This window comes from Nocardia sp. NPDC056064 (genome assembly GCF_042266925.1).
In the GTDB taxonomy this organism is placed as follows: domain Bacteria; phylum Actinomycetota; class Actinomycetes; order Mycobacteriales; family Mycobacteriaceae; genus Nocardia.
In genome coordinates this window covers 4,837,814-4,859,491 of sequence record NZ_JBHJWO010000001.1, presented here as the reverse complement: position 1 = coordinate 4,859,491, position 21,678 = coordinate 4,837,814, and the positions used below count along the sequence as shown (strand labels likewise).

At 68.5% G+C, this 21,678-nt stretch carries 19 protein-coding genes; 14 read left to right on the top strand and 5 right to left on the bottom strand.

Going from position 1 to position 21,678, the window contains the following annotated elements; all coding sequences use genetic code 11:
• Positions 1-4: 4 nt before the first annotated feature.
• From ACFC06_RS22490 to ACFC06_RS22460, 7 genes are all read left to right on the top strand, one after another.
• Positions 5-1,249, top strand: a complete 1,245-nt coding sequence (locus ACFC06_RS22490) for a hypothetical protein (protein WP_375934416.1) — start codon at positions 5-7, stop codon at positions 1,247-1,249.
• 332 nt (positions 1,250-1,581) lie between these two features.
• Complete coding sequence (locus ACFC06_RS22485; protein ID WP_375934413.1) at positions 1,582-1,905, top strand: WXG100 family type VII secretion target; 324 nt, start codon at positions 1,582-1,584, stop codon at positions 1,903-1,905.
• A 39-nt stretch (positions 1,906-1,944) separates the two neighbouring features.
• A complete protein-coding gene (locus tag ACFC06_RS22480) occupies positions 1,945-2,247 on the top strand; it encodes a WXG100 family type VII secretion target (protein ID WP_375934411.1) in 303 nt (100 codons plus the stop codon).
• Positions 2,248-2,872: 625 nt separating this feature from the next.
• A complete protein-coding gene (locus tag ACFC06_RS22475) occupies positions 2,873-3,250 on the top strand; it encodes a hypothetical protein (RefSeq protein WP_375934408.1) in 378 nt (125 codons plus the stop codon).
• A 194-nt stretch (positions 3,251-3,444) separates the two neighbouring features.
• Positions 3,445-3,723 carry a helix-turn-helix domain-containing protein gene (locus ACFC06_RS22470; RefSeq protein WP_375934405.1) on the top strand — a complete coding sequence of 93 codons (279 nt, stop codon included), beginning with the start codon at positions 3,445-3,447 and terminating at the stop codon, positions 3,721-3,723.
• 96 nt (positions 3,724-3,819) lie between these two features.
• On the top strand, positions 3,820-4,092 hold the full coding sequence (locus ACFC06_RS22465) for a helix-turn-helix transcriptional regulator (RefSeq protein ID WP_375934402.1): 273 nt from the start codon (positions 3,820-3,822) through the stop codon (positions 4,090-4,092).
• Between the two features lie 196 nt (positions 4,093-4,288).
• Entirely contained in the window at positions 4,289-5,326 is a 1,038-nt protein-coding gene (locus tag ACFC06_RS22460; RefSeq protein WP_375934399.1) for a Fic family protein, read from the top strand.
• A gap of 9 nt (positions 5,327-5,335) precedes the next feature.
• On the opposite strand, the gene ACFC06_RS22455 is transcribed toward ACFC06_RS22460, so the two are convergent.
• Positions 5,336-6,772 (bottom strand): type VII secretion-associated protein, encoded by a 1,437-nt coding sequence (locus ACFC06_RS22455; protein WP_375934396.1) that lies wholly within the window; start codon positions 6,770-6,772, stop codon positions 5,336-5,338.
• Positions 6,769-10,806 carry a type VII secretion protein EccCa gene (gene eccCa, locus ACFC06_RS22450; RefSeq protein WP_375934393.1) on the bottom strand — a complete coding sequence of 1,346 codons (4,038 nt, stop codon included), beginning with the start codon at positions 10,804-10,806 and terminating at the stop codon, positions 6,769-6,771. The genes ACFC06_RS22455 and eccCa overlap by 4 nt, the downstream gene beginning before the upstream one ends.
• Before the next feature lie 186 nt (positions 10,807-10,992).
• On the opposite strand from eccCa, the gene eccD reads away from it, so the two are divergent.
• Positions 10,993-12,459: a type VII secretion integral membrane protein EccD gene (gene eccD / locus ACFC06_RS22445; protein WP_375934390.1), complete on the top strand. Its 1,467-nt coding sequence runs from the start codon at positions 10,993-10,995 to the stop codon at positions 12,457-12,459.
• Complete coding sequence (mycP, locus tag ACFC06_RS22440; protein ID WP_375934387.1) at positions 12,456-13,868, top strand: type VII secretion-associated serine protease mycosin; 1,413 nt, start codon at positions 12,456-12,458, stop codon at positions 13,866-13,868. The genes eccD and mycP overlap by 4 nt, the downstream gene beginning before the upstream one ends.
• A gap of 189 nt (positions 13,869-14,057) precedes the next feature.
• Here the strand turns inward: mycP and eccB are convergent, their stop codons facing one another.
• Positions 14,058-15,536, bottom strand: a complete 1,479-nt coding sequence (gene eccB / locus ACFC06_RS22435) for a type VII secretion protein EccB (RefSeq protein WP_375934384.1) — start codon at positions 15,534-15,536, stop codon at positions 14,058-14,060.
• 113 nt (positions 15,537-15,649) lie between these two features.
• On the opposite strand from eccB, the gene eccE reads away from it, so the two are divergent.
• Positions 15,650-17,293 carry a type VII secretion protein EccE gene (gene eccE / locus ACFC06_RS22430; RefSeq protein WP_375934381.1) on the top strand — a complete coding sequence of 548 codons (1,644 nt, stop codon included), beginning with the start codon at positions 15,650-15,652 and terminating at the stop codon, positions 17,291-17,293.
• Here the strand turns inward: eccE and ACFC06_RS22425 are convergent.
• Positions 17,290-17,850 carry an NADPH-dependent FMN reductase gene (locus tag ACFC06_RS22425; RefSeq protein WP_375934378.1) on the bottom strand — a complete coding sequence of 187 codons (561 nt, stop codon included), beginning with the start codon at positions 17,848-17,850 and terminating at the stop codon, positions 17,290-17,292. The genes eccE and ACFC06_RS22425 overlap by 4 nt on opposite strands.
• Positions 17,851-17,916: 66 nt before the next feature.
• Here ACFC06_RS22425 and ACFC06_RS22420 point away from each other — a divergent pair, with 66 nt between their 5' ends.
• The 3 genes from ACFC06_RS22420 to ACFC06_RS22410 all read left to right on the top strand — a co-directional run bounded on the left by ACFC06_RS22420 (position 17,917) and on the right by ACFC06_RS22410 (position 20,409).
• Positions 17,917-18,936: an NADP-dependent oxidoreductase gene (locus ACFC06_RS22420; RefSeq protein WP_375934375.1), complete on the top strand. Its 1,020-nt coding sequence runs from the start codon at positions 17,917-17,919 to the stop codon at positions 18,934-18,936.
• Between the two features lie 30 nt (positions 18,937-18,966).
• Entirely contained in the window at positions 18,967-19,347 is a 381-nt protein-coding gene (locus ACFC06_RS22415; RefSeq protein WP_375934372.1) for a MerR family transcriptional regulator, read from the top strand.
• An 84-nt stretch (positions 19,348-19,431) separates the two neighbouring features.
• Positions 19,432-20,409 carry a GAF domain-containing protein gene (locus ACFC06_RS22410; RefSeq protein WP_375934368.1) on the top strand — a complete coding sequence of 326 codons (978 nt, stop codon included), beginning with the start codon at positions 19,432-19,434 and terminating at the stop codon, positions 20,407-20,409.
• Position 20,410: 1 nt separating this feature from the next.
• On the opposite strand, the gene ACFC06_RS22405 is transcribed toward ACFC06_RS22410, so the two are convergent.
• Positions 20,411-21,220, bottom strand: a complete 810-nt coding sequence (locus ACFC06_RS22405) for an S-methyl-5'-thioadenosine phosphorylase (RefSeq protein WP_375934365.1) — start codon at positions 21,218-21,220, stop codon at positions 20,411-20,413.
• A 129-nt stretch (positions 21,221-21,349) separates the two neighbouring features.
• Between ACFC06_RS22405 and ACFC06_RS22400 the strand changes: the two genes are divergently transcribed.
• Entirely contained in the window at positions 21,350-21,676 is a 327-nt protein-coding gene (locus ACFC06_RS22400) for a metal-sensitive transcriptional regulator (protein WP_375934362.1), read from the top strand.
• The last annotated feature ends 2 nt before the right edge of the window (positions 21,677-21,678 follow it).

Here is a 21,678-nt window from a genome sequence, read left to right as displayed (position 1 = left end):
AGGTATGCGAGCCGCAATCGCACTGACCGCCTTGGCCGTTACTGCCTGCGGGCAGACTGTGACAGGGAATTTCGCGGCAGGAGAAATCGATGTGCGAAAGCTCGAAGTCGGCAAATACCCGACCGAGCCGATGGAATCGTACTACTCCTATTCGCACGGAGTCCGAGGTGGGACCAGCCTGGCGATCAGTAGACTTGCCCAGCATGTTGTCATCGGCACCGACATCGACCCGCGACTCCGGTACGGTGCCGGGATCCAGGAGGTCGCCAAACCGGACGACGTCACCGAATCCATGGCTGAGCCCAGCAAAGAGGTTGCCGAACGAAACAAGATGCAGTTCGGCTTCATCTCCGGGAGCAGCGATATCGAGCCGATCCCCTTCCAGAAGGTCCCGGAATCCGCGACTTTGGTCACCGTGACAGTTCTGCAGTTCCCGAGCGCCGATGCGGCGACCACCGCAGCCCGTGAGTTTGAAGAGGTCGACTTCAACGTCAACCCGGTCGAGAACCAGCGTGTGCCAATCGACAAATACCCTGCCGCACACACACATTGGCGGCCGGGCACACCGAACATCGGTTCGACGATCGCACACGGCAACTACACGGTGACAGTCTTCGCCGCGACGTCGAGCGCCGATCTTCCGCTGCTGACCTCCCTCATCGAGAAGACCTACACTGCTCAGTTCCCGATGCTCGACAGCCTTCGGCCGCTGTCGCCCGAGGAGGTGCTGCGCACCGACCTCGATCCCGAAGGCATGAAGCGTCGAGTTCTGAATCCCGCGAAGCTAGGGGTTCCAAACGTTGGCTCGATGGCCACATACAATCTGCAAGGGTTTCTGCACTTCCAGTCCGATCGGGAAGCGGCGAAGAAGCTGTTCGGCGAGGTCGAGTTGTTCACCTTCGGGGAGGGATACTCCTCGTGGACGTTCAGCTACTCCAAGGGCGTGGCGCAGGGGTTCGGCACCGGGTCAGGCGAATTGCTCGATGGGTCGATGGTGTTCCGCAATCGCGACGACGAGTCCGCGCAGCGGCTGTGGTCGGCATTGATTCCCGAACCCGATGCCGCCATGACGCCGAACGGCGTTCCCGACAGCAAGTGCTCGGAGGTCCCACGCCCTGGCTCGTCAGCCAAGATGTTCGCCTGCATCGTACGATACCGCAACTACGTCGGCAGGGTCTGGACCACGCAACCCGAGGATGCGCGCCAGCGCGCAGCAGCCCAGTACGCCGTGCTGGCCAACAGTCAATGATGCTGCCGACAGAGTGATCGCGAAGTCGGCCATCGTTTCGGTAAGGTGTGTCGGGTCAGCCCACTCACCGTCAATCGGTCAGCACAGTGGGAGGAGGGGACCAGGGGCTGACTACTGGACTCGGTCCGCATCGGCTACGCCGAGCAGGAACCGGCCCGCCGACCGGGGGTCGACGCCACACCGCAGGGTGCACGCGAACCCCCGTCAGCACATAGCCCAAACTTTCTGGCAATTGCATGGAACCGATCGCCACCGGTCGACGTCCAAGTATATGAACTGGGAAAACCGATCCCAGACGAGCAGCCAGGATCGAACCCGAAAGGAAGCCAAACATGGCAGGACAGCTCGACGCGAGCAACGAGAAGATCGGCGCCTTCGCGAAGGACATCAAGCAGAAGCACCTCGATCTGCTCACCGCCATCAAGACCCTGAAGGCCAAGGAGGACCAGACCACCGCGACGTGGAGTGGTTCTGCCCGTACCGCGTTCGACTCGTTCATGGAGCGGTACTACTTCCAGGCCGACAAGCTGAACGACAAGCTGCTCGAGACCTCGGAGCAGCTCATCAAGGCCGGCTCCAAGTACGAGGAGCAGGACACCGACTTCGCCCAGCAGGTGAAGGCTCAGGTTTCCAGCCTCGACCTGCCCGCGCTCTGATCCACTTTCTCGATCGACACTCTTAGACAAGGAGCTCAGATGGCTGCCAACGACCCCACTCGGATTTCCGCGAATTTCGGCGAAGTCGAGGCCGGTGCCCAAGCGATCGTCAGCGAGGCACGCAACGTCATGACGATGCTGGAAGACTTCCACAAGTCGGTCACCGACTTCGTGACCAACAACTGGAAGGGTGACGCTAACGACGCGTTCACCTCGCTGCAGACCCAGTGGAACACCCACGTCCAGCAGCTGAACACCACCCTCGAGGGTGCCGGTACCCTGGTCAGCTCCGGTAACTCGGACCTGCAGGGCACCGATACCGCGCTCGCGGGTCTGTTCTGATCCCAGCGGTACTCCAGTCAGGCCCCGGCTCGCGCCGGGGCCTGACTTGTTTTCGGGGGTATGCCGCTGCGCTTCGGAGGTTTGCGGCGAAATGCGGTGGCATACTGTCGGATTGAGATCGGTAGGTGCTATCGGCGAGGGGGTTCGTGTGGGGACGGTTGGGCAGCGGTTGGTGGGGGCGGTGGGGACCGTCGGGGTGGCTGCGGCGGTGAATGCCGGGACGTGGCTTGTTACCGACCACGGGAGCGTTGCTTGGTGGGTGTCGGGGGCCGTGTTGCTGGTTGTGGGGGTGGTTGTGCAGTGGTGGCTGCCGGTGGGGGTGGCGGGTTCTCGGCGGAGTTCGCAGGTGGTGGAGGATGCGCAGGTTGGTGGCGGGGTGCGGCTCACCAGCGCGGGGCCGAGCGATCAGGTCGTGAAGGGGTCGCGGGTTCGGGGCGATGTGGTTCACGAGGCCGGTGACGTGTAGGTGTTCGGCCGGGGATCTCGGACGTCGATTCAGAACTCGCATGTCGGGGGCAGTGTCAATCACACGCATGTCCACAACGTTCACCATCACCACCACGGCGGACGTCGTGGCGGTTATCGGCGGCCGAGCCGACGGCGGTCACGGACTCCGTCGAGGCAGGTGCTCAGCTGGCTTCTGTTGATCGCGTGTATCGGCGCGGTAGTGCTCCACGTGTGGTTGGCGGGGCAGGTCGATCCGGCCGCGGAAGCGCCGAGCGCGACTATCCATGCCTGGACGCACACGCCCAGTGCGCTGGCCCAGCAGATTCTGCTCGGGGGTTGTGCCGCAGTACTTCTCGTCGTCGCGGTGCTCACCCACGGGTTCACGGATACCGGAGGGTGGCGGCTGCCGCTCTATGTGGTCGCTGTCGTCGTGTCGGTGCTCGCACTGGTGCCGGTGGTGGTCTCTCTGGCGCTGCTGGGGATCACGATCGCGGTGAGCCTGGTGGCGCCCATCATCGCGATGGCGGTTCTGGTGTCTGCCATGAAACGTCGCTGACAGGCGCCGACCATACGCGGCGCCATGGGAGGCGCGCGTCCTGTCGACACCTCCGCGGAGCGGACCAGGCAGTGGTTCGCTGCGCACTTGCACGACCGGATGCCCGGAATCGGCGATGCCTCGCGGGACAACACCGAGACAATGCCATCTATAGATGGTCGACGTAGGCGTGGTGAGTCGGGAATCTCGGTGGCGTGCCAGAATCCGCCGTCGAGAAGCAGCTCGTGGCGATTCTGGGGCAGCATCTGGCGGCGCTGCGGACTGCCAGGGGGCTTACGCAGGAAGAGGTCGCGCTGGCGGCGGGGATCAGCCGGCAGCATTATCAGCTGCTCGAGATCGGATTGCGGGCGCGTAACCCGAAGAAGCCTGCGAATCCGACGTTTTCGACGTTGGTCGCGTTGAGTGACGTGCTCGGTACGCCGCTGCCCATACTGCTCGACGAAGTGTTCAGCCGCGCGGGATCTGACGCGTAGACACCCATAGTCGCATTGTCGCCATAACACAGAACCCGGCATGATGCCATCTATAGATGGTCGACGTGGGCGGAGCGCCTGGGAAGCCTCATTGAGGTGTCCGAATCCGCCGTCGAGAAGCAGCTCGTGGCGATTCTGGGGCAGCGGCTGGCCGCTCTACGCGAGGCCAGGGGGCTCAGTCAGGAGGAGGTCGCGCACGCCGCGGGCATCAGCCGTCAGCACTACCAGCTACTCGAACGTGGCTGGGGCGTGCGCAGCACGCAGTCACCGGCGAACCCGCGCCTGTCGACGCTGATCGCCTTGAGCAAGGTCCTCGGTACTACCGTGCCCGACCTCGTCGACGAGATGTTCGGCCGCACAGCCAGCTGAGCCACGGCGGAGCACGGACGCACCGTCAAGCCTTCGGCAAATCTCGCCACACCCTCGGCAACTTATGCCAACAAACTTGGCATGTTGTGCCTATATGCAAAAAATACCGCCGAAACTTTACAAGTAAGGCCGTTTATGGGACGTTCATCACGTGACAACGTGGCAGCCAGAGCGGCCTTACAATGATCTTCCAGCGGTGCCTGACGCCGACTGGCTCGAATCCCATCACGTGCTCAAGGCTGCCATCCGTGCGAATCGAGCGCTGGCTCAGCTCGACCAAGCTGCCCTGGCAATGCCGAACCCCACCGTTTTGATCAACACGATTCCGCTGCTCGAGGCACAAGCAAGTTCGGCTATCGAGAATATCGTCACCACGACCGATGAACTGTTTCGGCACGTAGACGACGACGTGAACGCCGACTCCGCCACCAAAGAGACGCTGCGCTACCGGCACGCGCTCCGGGCAGGCTACGACAACGCGATGTCACGTGGGCTGACCGCATCGACCGCGACGCTGGTGTGTAGCACCATCAAGGGTCGCGACATGCAAGTGCGATCGCTGCCAGGCACCAGGATCGCAAACCCCGCCACCGGGGCTGTCATCTACAGTCCGCCCGAGGGACGCGAGGTGATCACCGCGAAGCTCACCGAGTGGGAACGCTTCATCCATTCGACGGACGACATCGACCCGCTGATCGCCATGGCCGCCGCCCACTACCAGTTCGAGGCCATTCACCCGTTCTCCGATGGCAACGGCCGGACTGGCCGGATTCTCAATGTGCTCATGCTCTGTGAGGCGGGTCTACTGCACCTGCCCGTGCTGTACCTGTCGCGCTACATCATCGACACCAAGCAGGAGTACTACCAGCGATTGCGTGACGTGACGGCTGACCGAGCCTGGGAGCCGTGGCTGCTGTACATTCTCGCCGGAGTGGCCGAAACCTCCGCAACGACGCTGCGGAAGATCGGCAAGATCCGCGAACTACAGGACGATTTTTCGAAGCGTGCTCGAGCGGTGTCGCGAGGCGGCGCGGATTCGGAGTTCCAATCCGTGCTCTTCGAGCAGCCGTACTGCCGCATTGCCACGGTGATGTCGCGTTGCAACGTCTCTCGACCTACGGCGACGGGATGGCTCAACGGGCTGGCCGAAGCGGGGATGCTGCAGGACAAGAAGCTCGGCCGGGACCGGATGTTCATCAACCGCGAGTTCCTGCAACTGCTGACAGCCCCGTGAACGTCCAGCTCACAACCCCACCCGTACGCCGCTGACGACCTGTTCGCAGGCCGACTGCACGCCCTCCCAGCCGTTTTCGGCGTATTGGCAGCCGACGCTCACCTGGATGCCGCGGTCGACGATGACGTGCCAGCGGACGGTGGAGCCGTCGGCGGGGCGTTCTTCGTAGGAGAGGCCGGGGCGGCCCGCGAAGACCACGTCGCGGCGGACTTCGGTGACGGTGCCCGCGGGCTTCTTCTTGATCTGGGCGGCGAGGTCGGCGGCGATCTCGTCGTAGCCCGCGCCCGCGTTGACCGGTTTCTGGGCGATGGTGATGCGGCGGCGGGCGCCGTCGTCGGGGACCAGGTCGGCGCGCAGGGTGGGGTCCGCGGCGGCGGAGCGGTGCCAGCCGGCGGGGACGTCCACGACGACGCGGCCGACTGTGACGGTGGTGGGCACCGGGTTGGTCGTGGTGGTCGACGGACGGACCAGGGTGGTGGTCGGCGCGGTGGTGGTGGTCGCGGTGGCGGCCGTGGCCTCCTTGTCGCCGGAGCCGCCGAACAGGAAGAAGCCGCCGACCGCGGCCGCGGCGATGACGACGGCCAGGGCCGCGGCGCCGTAGTAGAGCGGGCGGTTGTCGACCGGGTTGGTGGCCGCGGCACGCTCGCGCAGCGGTTGCATCCACTCGGCGGCGGGCGGGATGGTCGGGGTGTAGGCGGGGCCCTGGGGGGCCGGGCGCGACAGGTCGGTGCCGGTGAGCGGGCTGACCGTGGTCTTCGCACCGCACACGCTCTCGGCGGCGGCGGTGATCGCCGACAGCACCGCCGGGTCGGTGGTGCCGAACACCTGCACCACGTCGGCGGGGCGATCGATGAGCAGCCGGGTGAGCAGGCCCTCGAGCCGGTGCCAGCCGTCCTCGGTGGCGAGTTCGGCCGCCGACAGGGTGGGTTCGGCTTCGACGGCCTCGATGACGGTGCCGTTGGTCTCGTAACCGACCGCGGTCGCGGTGGTGGAGAGCAGACCGAACTCGATGATCGCGGTGCGACGGCTGCGCCGGGTCGCGTCGTCGACGTCGGAGGCGCGCACGGCACAGGACTCGAACGCCACTTCGTGCGCGAATTGCTGTGCGACGGAACCGAACAGGTCGAGCGCCCGCTGGCCCCAGACCGTCGGGTGGATGACCACGATGCGGTCGCAGGGCCCCGCGACGCCGAGGTTGTCCATGATCGCGCCGAGCACCGCGGACAGGGCCTGCGCGGCGCTCGGCATGCCGGGCGGCATGGCGATGCGGTCGGCACCGAGGTACTGGATCGCCGAGACCACCTGGGTGGGTGGGGTCAGCGGTTCCCCGACGACGAGATCGGAACCGTTGCTGCCCAACACGACCGACGGCGGACCGTCCCAGTGCGTGGTGGTGCCCCGGGCCCAGACTTTGGCTTCGCTGACGACCAGCTCGACGGTGGTCATTCCGGCTGCGGCATCCAGGCGGTCTGGACCAGGCCCTCGCTGTTACGCGTGACGTAGGTGCCGCGGCCCGGCGGCTTGGGGCCGGGGCGGGTGGTACCGACCATCACGCCCTCGTCCTTGCTGCAGCTCATGACGAGCGCGGCCGAGCCGAGGTCCTTCATCCGCGCCAGCGTCGCCTCGTACATGGCACGGCTGGCGCCACCGGAGCGACGGGCGATGATCAGGTGGAAGCCGAGGTCACGCGCGTGCGGAAGATGCTCGACCAGCGCGGCGACCGGGTTGCCCTGCGAGGTGGCGACCAGGTCGTAGTCGTCGACGATCACATACAGCTCCGGGCCACTCCACCACGACCGCTCGCGCAGCTGCTGCGGGGTCACCTCCGGGCCGGGGGTGCGCTTGGCGACGTAGGCGGCGAGGTCGTTCATGTTGGTGGTGAATTGCGGTGCGGTGGAACCGTATCCGGCCTGGTAGCCCTCGGGGATCAGGCCGAGCATGGTGCGGCGGTAGTCGCCGACGATGAAGCGGGCCTCGTTGGGTGTGTTCGAGGCGGCGATACCGTCGATGATCGAGCGCAGCAGCGTGGTCTTACCGGACTCGGAGTCACCGATGATGATGAAGTGCGGGCTCTCCGCGAAATCGATGTAGATCGGGGCGAGCTCGGCCTCGTTGATACCGATCGGGATGCGCAGGCACTTGGTGGCCGGATCGACCCGCGAGGGCCAGTTGCCCGCCAGGTACAGCAGCTGCTCGCGCGGCAGCTGGTCGGGCAGCATGCGGACCTGCGGGGCCGGGCGGCCCGGGGTCATCCGGGCGATGGTCTCGACCGCGGCGGTGACCGCCTGGCCCAGGTTCGACTGCTCGGCGGAGCCGTCGATGCGGGGCAGACCGGTGAGCATGTGCAGGCACTCGGCGGTCATACCGCGACCGGGGCGGCCCTGCGGCACCAGCGAGGCGAACTTGCGGCCCAGGTCGGAGTCCATCGGGTCACCGAGACGCAGCTCGATGCGGGTGCCGATCTGGTCCTTGAGCGCGGGCCGGGCCTCGGCCCAGCGGTTCAGCGCGATCACCACGTGCACGCCGTAGGACAGACCCTGCACGGCGAGGTTCATGATGGTCTGCTCGAGCGCGTCGAAGTCCTGGCGGATCGAGCCGAAGCCGTCGATCACCAGGAAGACATCGCCGAACGGGTCCTCGTGCGCGCCTGCCGCGGCCGGGCTGGACGCGGGATCGGTCGCGCGCAGCCGGCGGAACTCGGTCATCGATTCGATGCCGAGCTGCCGGAAGCGGGCCTCGCGGGTGCGGACGATGGTGGTCATCTCGGAGACGGTGCGGCGCACCAGGTCTTCGTCGAGGCGGCTGGCCACCGAGCCCACGTGCGGCAGGCCCTGCAGGCTGGCCAGGGTGCCACCACCGAAGTCGAGGCAGTAGAACTGCACCTGCTCGGCGGTGTGGGTGAGCGACATCGCCATGATCATGGTGCGCAGCGCGGTGGACTTACCCGACTGCGGGCCACCGACCACGGCGACGTTGCCGCGCGAACCCGACAGGTCGACGACGAACGGGTCGCGGCGCTGGTCGTAGGGCCGGTCGACGATGCCCATCGGGGCACGCAGGGTGGCCACCGGCAGCACCTCGCCGGTGAGGATCGAGCGCGGGACCAGCTGGTCGAGGGTGGGCGCCTCGTCCAGCGGCGGCAGCCAGATCTCGTGCGCGGGGCGGCCGTGACCGGCGATCCGGGCGACGAGCATGTTCAGATTCGACATCTGCTCGCCCTCCTCGCTGATCGGCTCGGGCTCGAAGCTCGACTCCACCGGCACCGGCACCCGGTCGGAGGTGCGGAAGCCGACGTGCGAGGCGTTGAACGGGCGGGCGTTGACGTCGATCTCGCCGCCGACGATGCCCGCGCTGGTGACCTCGCGCGCCGAACCGCCACCGACATAGGCGCCGGAGACATAGGACGCCTGGAAGCGCTGGATCTCGCCGGAGTCGGACTTGAGGTAACCGCCACCGGGCGAACTGGGCAGGTTGTAGGCGTCGGGGACACCGAGGACCTGGCGGGACTCGTTGGCGGAGAAGGTCTTCAGGCCGATGCGGTAGGACAGGTGGCTCTCCAGGCCCTTGAGCTTGCCCTCTTCCAGACGCTGCGAGGCCAGCAGCAGGTGGACCTGCAGCGAGCGGCCGAGGCGGCCGATCATGACGAACAGCTCCGCGAAGTCGGGGTGCTGGGTGAGCAGTTCGGAGAACTCGTCGAGCACCACGAACAGCGCGGGCAGCGGGTCGAGATCGGCGCCGGCGGCGCGGGCCTTCTCGTATTCGGAGACGTTGGCGAAGTTGCCCGCCTGACGCAGGACCTCCTGGCGGCGGTTCATCTCACCGGCCAGGGCGTCCTTCATACGGTCGACGAGGTCGGCCTCGTCCTCGAGGTTGGTGATGACCGCGGCCACGTGCGGGACGCCGTCGAGGCCGAGGAAGGTCGCACCACCCTTGAAGTCGACCAGGACCAGGTTGAGCTGGTCGGGCGAGTGGGTGGCCAGCAGGCTGAGGACCAGGGTGCGCAGGAACTCGGACTTGCCGGAACCGGTGGCGCCGATGCACAGGCCGTGCGGGCCCATGCCGTTCTCGGCGGCTTCCTTGATGTCGAGCTCGACCGGGGCACCGTCGGCGCCGAGACCGAACGGGACGCGCAGACGCTCGCGGCCGTAGCGGGGACGCCAGGCGCTGGCCGGGTTGAAGTTGCCGATGTCGCCGAGGTTCATCAGCTGGGCCCAGCTGGAGATGGTCTCGGTTTCCTCGGTCTCGATATCGCTGCTGCGCTGGCTGGCCGCGCGGTACGGGGCGAGCCTGCGGGCGGCCTGCTGGGCCTGCTCGGCGCTGACCCGGTCGATGGTGGCGAAGCGTTCCTGGTTGCCGGTGGCGCCGCGGCCGAGGCACTCGCCGTCCTCGACGACCATCTTGATGCCGCGCGAAACCGCCAGGCGCGGTGCGTAATTGCACAGGTCGATGATGGTGACACCCTCGAAACCGGACTCGCGCAACTGGTCGTCCTCGGCCTCGAGCAGGCCGCCGTCGACCACGATCACCACGTGCACGAGGTTGGGGTTGTTCGGCTGGTTGCGCGAGTAGCGCACGCGGTTGCCCAGCAGCGGGTGCAGGCTGCTCAGCGCCTCACGGATGGAGCCGTAGAACATGCGCTGGGTGCCGATGCCGTCGGTCACCTCGGGGTGCTGGGTGTGCGGGAGCCACTTGGTCCACTCCCACTCGCGCGCGGTGTCCGGGCCGCAGACCACGGCGACGAGCACCTGGTCGGGCGCCTGGAACATGCACAGCTGCAACAGCATCGCGCGCGTCATGTCGCGGGCCTGGGCGCGGTCGCCGTCGAGGGCGATGGTGCCGAAGCCCTTCACCGCGATGGCGGTGGGCAGGTCGGGGACGGTGGAATGCGCGCGCACGAAGCGGCGCAGGGAGACCGCCGCGATGGGCTCGAGCTCTTCCACCGGGCCGGTCTCGGGGGCGACCAGCCGGGTCGCCAGGCGCTGACCGCCCAGACCGATGCGGGCGTGGCAGAAGTCCTTGTCGCCGGAGCGGCGCTCCCACATGCGGCTGGTTCCGGCCAGCATCCAGATCAGGCCGGGCTCGGGGTGACTCCACTCGACGGCGGCGCGCTGCTGGGTGGCGGTCTCGTCGACGTCCTTGCGGACCTGGTCGAGGTAGCGCAGGTAGTCCTTGCGGTCCTCGTTGGCCTCGGCCGCCTTGGCACCCTTGCCGTTGCCCTGGCCGAACATGGTGACCATCGACATGATCATCATCAGCGGGAACATCATCGACATGGGGTTGGACAGCATGCCGCTGCCCTGGGTGAACATCAGCGCCATCATGCCGACCATGCCGACCACCATGACCACGGGCATCAGCTTCATCAGCAGGTTGCCGGGGGTGATCCGGGGGATCTCCGGCGGCGGCTGCAGGGTGACCTCGCCACCGGGCGTGCGCGGCATCTCGCGCCGGGCACGGCGCTGGAACCGAACTGTGCTCATGGTCGAAGACTCCCCCTGCTTGACTACTCGCTGTCTGTCCGCACGACGGGCTCAGTGTAGAGGTAGCGGCCGACATGTCGTATGGTTCGTCAGGCATTCTGCTGTCCGAGCGGTGGGTTCCGCAAACTGTCGACCATCTCCAGTGGTCGAGCGGAAACACGAGGTAGAGACGGAGTTGGGGGAGTTTTGACGCACGCGCGACTCGATCATGTGGATGAAGACTCCGCGCGCGGTATCGTTCGCGCGCCGGACCTTGCCCGGGTGACCATTCTGGCCAAGCACACGCAGGTCGACATGGCTATTCCGGTCGATGTCCCGGTGGCGCTGGTGATTCCGAGCGTGGTCGACATGGTCGCTCAGCACAGCCGGTCGAATACGTTCGACAACGAGGGTGAGCGCTACGAGCCCGCCGAATGGGTGCTGGCCCGCATCGGTCATCCCCCGTTCTCGAACTCGCTGAGCCTGGGCGAGCAGGGCGTGCGCGACGGCGAACTGCTCATGCTCGAGAGCGCCTCGCACACCGCGCCCACCCCGCTGTTCGACGACATCATGTACAACGTCGCGATCGCCGACGCCGAGCACTACCGCAGCTGGACGCCGAAGACGGCCCGGATCACCGGTTCGGTGCTCGCCGCGATCACCATGCTGGTCGGCTGCTTCGGCCTGCTGGCCGCGCCGGACGCGCTGCCGTCCTGGATCACCGGCTCGGTGGCGCTGTTCGTCGCCATCCTGTGTGTGGTCGCTGGCACCGTGCTCAGCCGCATGTACGGCGACACCTCGGCGGCGCTGGTCCTCGGCGGCTGCGCGCTGCCGACCGCGTTCACCGGCGGCATGCTGCTGGTGCCCGATCACTACGGCTGGGCGCATCTGCTGCTGGGCGGCGCGCTGCTCGGCGCCACGGCGGTGCTGGCCTGGCGGGTGACCGGCGTCGGCCTGGCGCTGTTCATCGGCACGGCGACGATCTCGGTGTTCATCGTGCCCGCCGCGCTGGTCGGCCTGCTCACCGATCAGCCGGTCAAGGCCGTCGGCGCGGTCGTGGCCGCGCTGGGGCTGGCCGCGCTGTCGCTCGCGCCGCGGGTGTCGATGGCGCTGGCCAAGCTGCCGCTGCCGCCGGTCCCCTCCCCCGGCACTCCGATCGATCCGACCGAGGACGATCCCGACGACCATCGCGCCCTGCCCACCCTCGACGCCCTGCGCGCGCGGTCGGAGCGGGCCCGCAACTACCTGGCCGGACTGGTCGGCGCGACCACGCTGGTCACCGTCGTCGGCGCGCTGCTGTCCACCGACGCCGGAGCCGACGATCCGTTCTGGCCCGGGATCGCGCTGGCGCTGGTGTGCTCGGTGGTGCTGATGTTCCGCAGCCGCACCTACGCGGGCGCCGAGCAGGCCATCGTGCTCATCGCCGGCGGCTCGGCGATCGTGCTGCTCATGCTGGTCGGTGTCTCGGTCGAGATGGAACAGCCGCTGCTGGTCTTCGGCGCGGCTGTCACGATCCTGATCGCCGCGCTGGTGATCGGCCTGATCGTGCCCAACCAGTCGGCCACCCCGCCGATGCGGCGCGCGGCCGAACTGCTGGAATACGCGTTCGTCGCCGCGGTACTGCCGCTGGTGTTCTGGGTCGCTGATCTCTACTCGCTGGTCCGCGGGCTGTGAGGCTGGGCCTTCGGCTGACGGCGGTCACGCTGGCCGTCGGCTTGAGTGCCGGGGTCGGGCTCGGCGGGACCGCGTCAGCCGACCGACCGCCCGCGATCGATATGGGCCTGCTGCCCGCCGGTGACCCGGCGGCGCCGCCGGACAAGACCGAGCAGGGCAGCGGCGTGAACGGCATGTGCTTCCGCACCCAGCCGACCACCGAAGTGGCCGTGCCGACCAGCCAGCGCTCGCTGGATCTGGATCGCGCGTGGGAGTTCTCGCGTGGTGCGGGACAGCTCGTCGCGGTGATCGATACCGGCGTCGCGGCGCATCCGCGGCTGCCGGATCTGTGGCACGGCGGCGACTACGTGGCGGCGGGTGGTGACGGCACCGACGACTGCGACGTGCACGGCACCGTCGTCGCCGGGATCATCGGGGCGACCAAGATCGACGGCCAGGGTTTCGCCGGTGTCGCGCCGGAATCGCGCATCCTCAGCATTCGCCAGACCAGTGCGCTGTGGCAGGCGGAAGGCGCGGGACGCAACAAGTCACCCGATGACTTCCCCGACAGCTATGGCAAGGTGTCCACGCTGGCCGCGGCCATTCGGCGAGCCGCCGATTTCGGCGCCACGGTCATCAACATCTCCCTGGTCGCCTGCACCGACGGAACATCGGTGAAGGACGCGGCCTATGGCGCACTCGGCGCCGCGGTGCGGTACGCGGCGATCGAGAAGAATGTCGTCATCGTCAGCTCGGCGGGCAATTCCGACACCTGCAAGAACGGCAATCCGACCCCGGATCCGCTCAAGCCAGCACAGGACCTGTGGGAGTCCATCCGGACGTACGTGAGCCCCGCCTGGTTCGACGAGTACGTGCTCTCGGTCGGCTCGGTCGACAACAACGGCGCACCCTCTTCGTTCACCGTGCCCGGTCCGTGGGTCGGCATCGCCGCGCCTGGTGAAGGCGTCACATCACTGGACGCGCGCACGACCGGAATCTCCAACGGCAAGTACGACAACCAGGGCAAGTACCTCGCCTACAGCGGCACCAGCTTCGCCTCGCCCTACGTGGCGGGCGTAGCCGCGCTGGTCCGGGCACGTTTCCCCGAGCTGTCGGCCAAGCAGGTCATCGAACGCCTCGAAGCCACCGCCCACGCACCCGCTGAAGGCTGGAACCCCTATATCGGTTACGGCACAGTCGATCCCATCGCCGCCCTGACCAACGAGGTCCCGGCCGCACTGCCCCCCAAGCAGTCCTCACCGCCCCGCAGCGTGCAGCTCGCGGTCCCCGCCCCCGATCCCGCACCGGACCATCTGGCCCGCAACGTGGCCCTGATCGGCACCGGCGCCATCGCCCTGATCCTCACACTCGGCGTCCTGGCCTCGTTCCCGATCCGCCGCAGGTTCGGGATGACCTCGGACGACCTGTAAGAGATCGCATCCGGAATCGGGCTGTGCTTCCTCTGGAGCACAGCCCGATTCCGTTGGGTAACCACCCGATTCCGGTTCGATGAGACCGGATCACACACCGCTGTCGTGCGCCCGGGCAGACGACCGGACCTACGAATAAAGCCCGCAGCCGGTCGGCGTGACCGGCTGCGGGCTGTCCCCCGACAGGATTCAGTTGACCTGGGCGACAGGCTTCTTCGCGGGTGACGGGTCGGGGGCGATGCCGTCGTGGGCGACCATGGCGTCTTCGCGGCCGAGGCTGGGGCCGCCGGCCAGGAGGCCGATGATCGGCCAGGGGGCGGGTTCGGCGGTGATCTTCTCCAGGCCGAGGGCCTTGACCGCGTCGGTGTTCTTGATGCCGAAGCGCACGCCGGTGTCGGCGATGTAGAACAGGCTGTCCTTGCGGCGGCTGTCGGGTTCGATGCCGGTGGCTTGGACGTAGGCGCCGGAGGCGGGCGGGATGTAGACCGAGTCGGCGTTGGGGCCCACGCCGTCGGCCTGGGCGAGGTCGACCAGCTTGGCCTTGTCCGGGATCGGCAGGTCGATGCCGGTGAGCAGCGAGAGTTCCGCGCGGGCGGTGCCGTCGGCGTTGTCGGTGGCGCCGGCGATGGGCTTCCAGGACATGCAGCTGACGGGCTGGTCCTTGTCAGCAACCAAGCTCGGCCGCTCGGTCGGGTAGTTGTGCACCTTCAGCGTGTTCGACGTCGGCGCGTACGTGCGGTCGGTCGTCTGAATGGTGGTGCCGTTCATGATCGTCGGATAGAAGTTGCGGATGATCTGGGCGGTCAGCGCCGAGATCGGCTGCAGCCCGTCCTGGAGCACCACGTAGTTCTGGTTCGACTCGTTGAAGACCTGGACCACATCACCGATCCGGTGACCGCTCACGTTGTAGGTCGGCACGCCACCCGGATTGTCGATCGTCGGTGTGATGATCGGCAGCACCTCGGGAATCGCGTTGAGCAGGCCCTCGCTGATAGTGCGTGGTGTTGCGCCGCTGATACCGAGCGCCTGGACGACGGGGGCGTCGTCCATCTTCACGCGCGCCCGCTTGCCGTCGTAGACCAGGTAGAGCGAGTCCTTGCCCTGGACCAGCAGCGCCTTACCGGCCTCCAGCGTGGCCGCCTTGGCACCCAGATCCGGCGAACCCGCCAGCACCGAGGTGGTCAGGTTGGCGCTGCCGTCGGCCTTGAGCCGGTCGCACACCGTCCAGGTCCGGCCCTTGCCGTCCTTGTCGTAGAGGATCGACGAGGGCGCGCCGGGAATACCGATCAGCTGACCGCGTGGCTTCTTGCTCAGCTCGGATTCCTTGACCACCGCCGCCTTCGACGCCTCACCGGCGGCCAGCCGGGCCGAGGCGAGGTTCAGCGCGGGATGCACGACATTGTCGATGACCACGTAGACGCCGCCGGATTCCTTGGCGATCAGGATCTTGTTGTCGCCGATCTTGTCCTGCGGCTTGAGCAGCGCGAGCACGCCACAACCGGCCAGCACGACGATGCCGAGGACCAATCCGACCACGTAGGCACGGGTCTGGGCGCGCATCGGATCGTGCAGCATGCGCACGTCCCGGCGCACCAGGGCGTGCTCCATCCGCCGCACCAGGAAGCGGTACCCGCTGACCTGCCAGCGCGTTGTGGGTTTTGAAGGCATGGTTCCTCCCCCGAACAGTGCTCTCGTCCGGGCAACACAGTACAGTTCCCCGCAGCACTTGTTCGCATTCGGCCATCGGCCGATCGACAATCGGGTACCTGGGGGAGGAACGAATGGCCGAGTTCACCGGTACGGGACCGCGCCCGCTGTTCGGTCGGATCACATTGCCGCACCTGCTGACCGCGCAGGTCATCGGCCTGATCGTCGGGGTGGTCGCGCTGGTGTGCGGGCTGAATCCGTGGATCGCGCTCGGCATCGCCGTGGTGGTGGCGCTGATCCCGCTGATCCCGCTCGGCAAGCGGACCCTGCTCGACTGGATCGCCACCCTGCGCCGGTATCTGGGCAAGCGCGAGTACACCCTCGGCGACACCGTCGACTTCCGTGACACCGACGGCCGCTCCCTCGGCCTGTACTGGGACGGCAGCCGCGTGGTCACCGTGGTCGAGGTGCTGCCGCCTCGCGGCGGGCTGACCCGCATCGCCCGCACCACCGTGCACGCCTCGCACCTGCTGCCGCTGCCCGAACTGGCCGCCTGCCTCAACCAGCACGACATCCTGCTCAGCGGCATCGACATCATCAGCCACGGCCACCGCAGCCGTTCCGGCACGCCCGCGGGCGCGATCTACGAATCGCTGCTCGGCCCGCTGCCCGCGACCGCGCATCGCACGGTGTGGCTGGCCATCAGCTTCGACGCGGTGCGCTGCCCGGACGCGGCCGAACGTCGTGGCGGCGGCACCGACGGCGCCTCGCGCGCGGTCACCATCGCCACCCAGCGCATCATGCGCACGCTCGAGGACGCCGACTGCAACGCCCGCATCCTCACCGCCCCCGAGATCCGTAAGGCCGTGCAGCAGATCACCACCGGCCTCGACCCGCGCACGCTGAGCCAGCGCTGGAAGTACGCCGAGATCGGCAACGCGGTCAATATCGGCAGTGCGGTCGACCCCAAGCAGCTCGGTTCGGATCTGCTCGCTCAGCTGTGGGTGGCGCCCTCGCGCGGCACCACGGTCTCGGTGCGGCTGCGGCCGGGCAGCGACGCCGAGTCCGTGAGCGTGGGCGCGGCCTGGCGGCTGACCGCCCGCGAACTGCCGGAGAAGACCAAGAACAAGGGCATGGTGTCGATGAACGGGCGTCATCGCGACGCGCTGCTCGCGCACCTGCCGATCGCGGTGCCCGGCCTGGACGACACCATCCCGACCACCGAGTACCCGATCGACGTCATCGGCGCGCTGCACCTGCCCTCGGCCGGGTGCGGGCAGCTGCTGGGTTCCGACGACGAGGGCAACGGCGTCGCGGCCAGGATCATCGGTTCGGGCATCTCCACCGTCTATGTGGCGGGCGAGCTGTATCTGGCCCAGCAGCTGGTGTTCCGCGCGCTGGCCGTGGGTGAGCGGGTGCTGGTGCGCACCGACCGCGCGCAGGCGTGGGAGCACCTGGTGAACACCGTCGGCAACCCCGAGCGGCTGACCATCGCGGTCGAGACCCACCAGTCCGACGCGGGATTCACCGCGACCATCGTCGACGGTGTGCTCGCGCCCGCCCCGCACGCGGGTGTCACCACCATCTACCTCACCGGCGATCCCAACGGCTGGCCCGCCTCGCGGCCCGACCTGGAGATCTACCAGCCGGGCGCGGTCGGCAACCGGGTGGTGCTGCGCACCGGCACCACGCGGGTGAACCTGAGCCTGGTGTCCATCCCGCGCGAGGCGACCTATATCGGTCAGCCGCGCGGGCAGCGCCAGATGGCCAACGCCTAGCCCGGATACGGATCGGCGGTCCGCGCCGCGCGCAGAGTCCGTCCCCACCAGGCCAATTGGCCGAGCATCCTGGCCGAGGCGTCGATCGCGGCGCGGTCGTCGGTGCCGCCCGCGGCGTCGAAGCGGCGCTTGGCCTGGGCGAAGCTCACCGACTCGCGCACCGGGACCATGTGCAGTTCGGTGATCACCTGCCGCAGCTGTTCGACCGCGCGCAGGCCGCCGGAGAGCCCGCCGTAGGACACGAATCCGATCGGCTTGGCCCGCCATTCGTGCTTGACGCTGTCCAGCGCGGTCTTCAGCGACGCCGGATAGCCGTGGTTGTACTCCGAGGTCACCGCCACGAAGGCATCGGCGGTCCCGATGCGGTCCCGGAACTGCCGCACCGCCTCCGTTTCGGTGAGATCGACGGGCAACGCGAGCTCGCGCAGGTCCAGTACGCCGACCTCGAATTCGGATCGCCGCGCGGCCTCGGCGAGGAACCAGTCCGCCACCACCGGCGCGAACCGCTCGGGCCGGACGCTGGCGACGATGACCTCCAACCGCAACGGTGTCTGCATGCGGTGAGCCTATCCGCGCGCGTCGCGCTTGACCTTCACGCATACGTGAAGCTTTAGCGTCGGGCCATGATCGAGACCATTGCCCGCACCACCGGTGCGATCCAGCTGATCTCCCGCCCCGCGGGCTTCCCCGAGCCCGCCGATTTCGCGCTCGTCGAACTGCCCGTCACCGGACCCGGGCCCGGCCAGGTGCTGATCCGCAATCTGTTCACCGCACTCGATCCCGGCATGCTCATGCGCATCGGCGACTATCCGGGAATCCCGATGCCGCCCTTCGGAATCGGTGAACCGCTCAGTGGCGACGCGATCGGCGAGGTGGTGCTGTCCGGGGACGAGGCGCTGCCACCGGGGACGCTGGTGGTGCACCGGCTGGGCTGGCGCGACTACGCCGTGGCCGACATCGCGACGGTGCGCGCCGTCGACGCCGATGCCTACGACTCGCCCTCGACCCATCTCGGCCCGGGCCTGGTGGCCTATGCCGGGCTGACCGCGGTGGCCGGAATGCGTTCCGGCGACACGGTGTTCGTCTCCAGTGCGGCCGGGGCGACCGGTGGGCTGGCCGGTCAGCTCGCCCGGCTGCTCGGCGCGGGCCGGGTCATCGGGAGCGCGGGATCGGCGGCGAAGGTGGCCTACGCCGTCGGCGAGCTCGGCTTCGACGCCGCCTTCGATTACCACGACGGGCCCGTCGCCGACCGGCTGCGCGCGCTCGCCCCCGACGGGATCGACGTCTATTTCGACACCGTCGGCGGCGAGCAGTTGCGCGCGGCCATCGAGGTCATGAACCCCGGTGGCCGCGTAGCCCTGTGCGGCGCGCTGGCCCGTCAGCGCGCGGGCGGCACCCCCGATACCGGGCCCGGCGATCTGCTCCCGGTAATCGGCAAGCGCCTCACCCTGCGTGGCTTCACCGCCTTCGATCATCTGCACCTGGCGCCGGAATACGGTCGCCGCCTGCGGGAATGGCTCGCCGATGACGCCATCGTGCGAACCGAGACGATCGTCGACGGCCTGGCGAACGCCCCGCGCGCGCTGCTGGATCTGGTGCGCGGGGAATATCGCGGGAAGGTTGTCGTGCGCCACACGCGTTGACCTGACCACACAGCGGCGAAGGGATGATCCATGCTCATCGGGGAACTCGCAGCGCGCACCGGGGTGACGCGGCGGGCACTGCGCTTCTACGAGGAACTCGGCCTGCTCACCAGCGACCGCACGCCCGCGGGCTATCGCACCTACGGCGAGGACACGGTGGCGCGGGTGCGCAATATCCGCGAACTGCTCGAGATCGGCTTCACCGTCGAAGACGTGCGCGCTTTCCAGCCGTACCTGGATCGTGAACTGCCGGAACGGTTTCCGTTCGAGCCGCGCTGCACCGACGGCTACGCGGCCATCGGGCGGCCGCGGGTGGCCGAGCTCGAGCGGCGCATCGCCCGGCTCACCGAGTTGCGCGACCGGATGGTGGAACGGATGCCGTGGCTGGCCCAGGACGATCCGGCCCGCTGACCTGCCCCACACCGCGCGCGCTCGATCGGGCACGATGGTCCGGGTCGTGTTCGTAGACGGGGTGGTGACGCGAAGGGGGCAGTGGTGATCATCGGGCGATGGCAACTGGTGGAGACACTCGGCCCACCGGACAGCTGGTCGATGCTGACGGCGGGGACGACGCCGCGGGAGTGGGCGTCGTATCAGCGCGCCGTCCCGCCCCGGCTGCAACCACTGGTGACGACCGCGCACGCCTCCGGGGAGCGCGTCGATCAGGTGCTGCCGAAATCGCGGAATGCCTGGTCGGAGGCGGTCTTCCGGGCCGAGCCGGTGCGGTGGTCCGATGGTGGGGTGCACGCGGTGCTGGTGTGGGTGGGCGAGCGGGCGCCGGCGGAGCGGCTCGGCGTCGCGCCGTTCCGGGTCGACGCGCACGCCCGCGTCGTGCGCACCATGCCCGCGGGGCTCGGCCCGCACTTCGGGGCCACGCCGGTCGAATACACCGGGGCCGAACAGTTCCAGCGCATCGAGCGCTTCGACGGCGCGCTCGATGTCGTCGCGGCGCTGACCCGCTCGGAGCCGGGCAGCCGGTGGTCGGCGATCGCGACGGTGCACTCCGGCACGGGGCCGCGTTCGCTGCTGCTGGCGGCGCGCAACAGTGCCGCCGACCGGTTCGACTGGCGTGGCCTGGCCGTCGACGTCACCGACAGCGTTGTCCCGCAACCCAAGTCGTTCGAGGCGGCGACCCTGGAACTGCTGCGCGACACCCAGCCGGGGCTGTATCTGGTCATCCTCGACACCGCGCAGGTGCGCATGGTGCGCTGGGTGACCGAGCCGGTGCCCGGGCTGCGCTGGCGCGGCGCCGACGAGCGGACCGTGCCGCATCCCGAGGACCGGGCCAGGATCGCCGCCGCCCGCGCGCAGATCATGGCGGGCGCGGGCCGGGCCGCGCTGCCCGCGCTGCGGCTGGCCGCCGAGAACGGCGGCTGGCTGACCGCCGACGTGGAGGTCTCGCCGCTGCCCGGCAGCGACGTGGTGCCCGCCTTCGTGCTGGCTCAGCTGCAGGTCACCACGCCACCCGCGTGAGTCAGGGCAGTTCGAAGGGCAGCGAGACCCCGGCGTGCACGCGGCAGCGCTCGCAGGTGTCGGTGCCGTCGACGGCCGAGACGGCCCGGCGCATCAGTTCCTTGAACGGGCCCAGGTTCTTCTTGAACTCGGCGAACACGTCCACCGCGTGCACACCGTCGCCCTCCTCGAGGCCCGCGTCGAGGTCGGTGATCAGCGCGACCGCGCTGTAGCACATCTCCAGTTCACGGGCGAGGACCGCTTCGGGGTGCCCGGTCATGTTCACCAGGTCCCAGCCCTGCCCGGCGAACCAGCGGCTCTCGGCGCGGGTGGAGAAGCGCGGGCCCTGCACCACGACCATGGTGCCGCCGTCCTCGACGCGCAGGTCGTCACCGGCCGCCTTCACGGCCGCGGCACGCAGCTCGTCGCAGTAGGGGTCGGCGAAGGAGACGTGCACGCCGCCGCCGTCGAAGTAGGTCTGCGGGCGGCCCGAGGTCCGGTCGACGAGCTGATCCGGCACCGCGACGGTGCCCGGCCCCCAGTCGGCGCGCAGGCTGCCGACCGCGCACGGCGCGAAGACCCGGCGCACGCCCAGCGAGCGCAGCGCCCACAGATTGGCCTGGTAGGGCAGGGTGTGCGGGGCGAACTCGTGCTGCTTGCCGTGGCGCGGCAGGAAGGCCACCGGCCGTCCGTCGACCTCGCCGATCGCGACGGGCGCGCTCGGGGCGCCGTACGGGGTGTCGACCTCGACGTGGGTGACGTCGTTGTCGAAGAAGTCATAGAAACCGCTGCCGCCGATGACGGCGAGGGCGGGCCGGGGAAGCGAACTCATGTCCTGATTCTCCCGCCCGGCCCGGCCGGGCGCAGCACCGGGACCTGACCTGACAACCCCCGCCCGATTCTGTACCCTAGGGGGGTATCAGCTCGCCCGGCGAGCACCTAGGCAGGCGAGGAGACCCCGGTGACCGCACCCACCCCCGAGACCGACCCGAGCTGCGAGCACGCGGCCCACGGCTACATCACCGCCAAGGACGACTACCTCAAGCGCCTGCGCCGCATCGAGGGCCAGGCCCGTGGCCTGCAGCGGATGGTCGAGGAGGAGAAGTACTGCATCGACATCCTCACCCAGGTCTCGGCCATGACCAAGGCACTCCAGGCCGTCGCGATGGGCCTGCTCGAAGACCACATCAGTCACTGCGTGGTCGACGCCGCCGTCGCGGGTGGACCCGAGGCCGAGGCCAAGATCAAGGAAGCCACCGACGCGATCGCCCGCCTGGTGCGCTCCTGAGC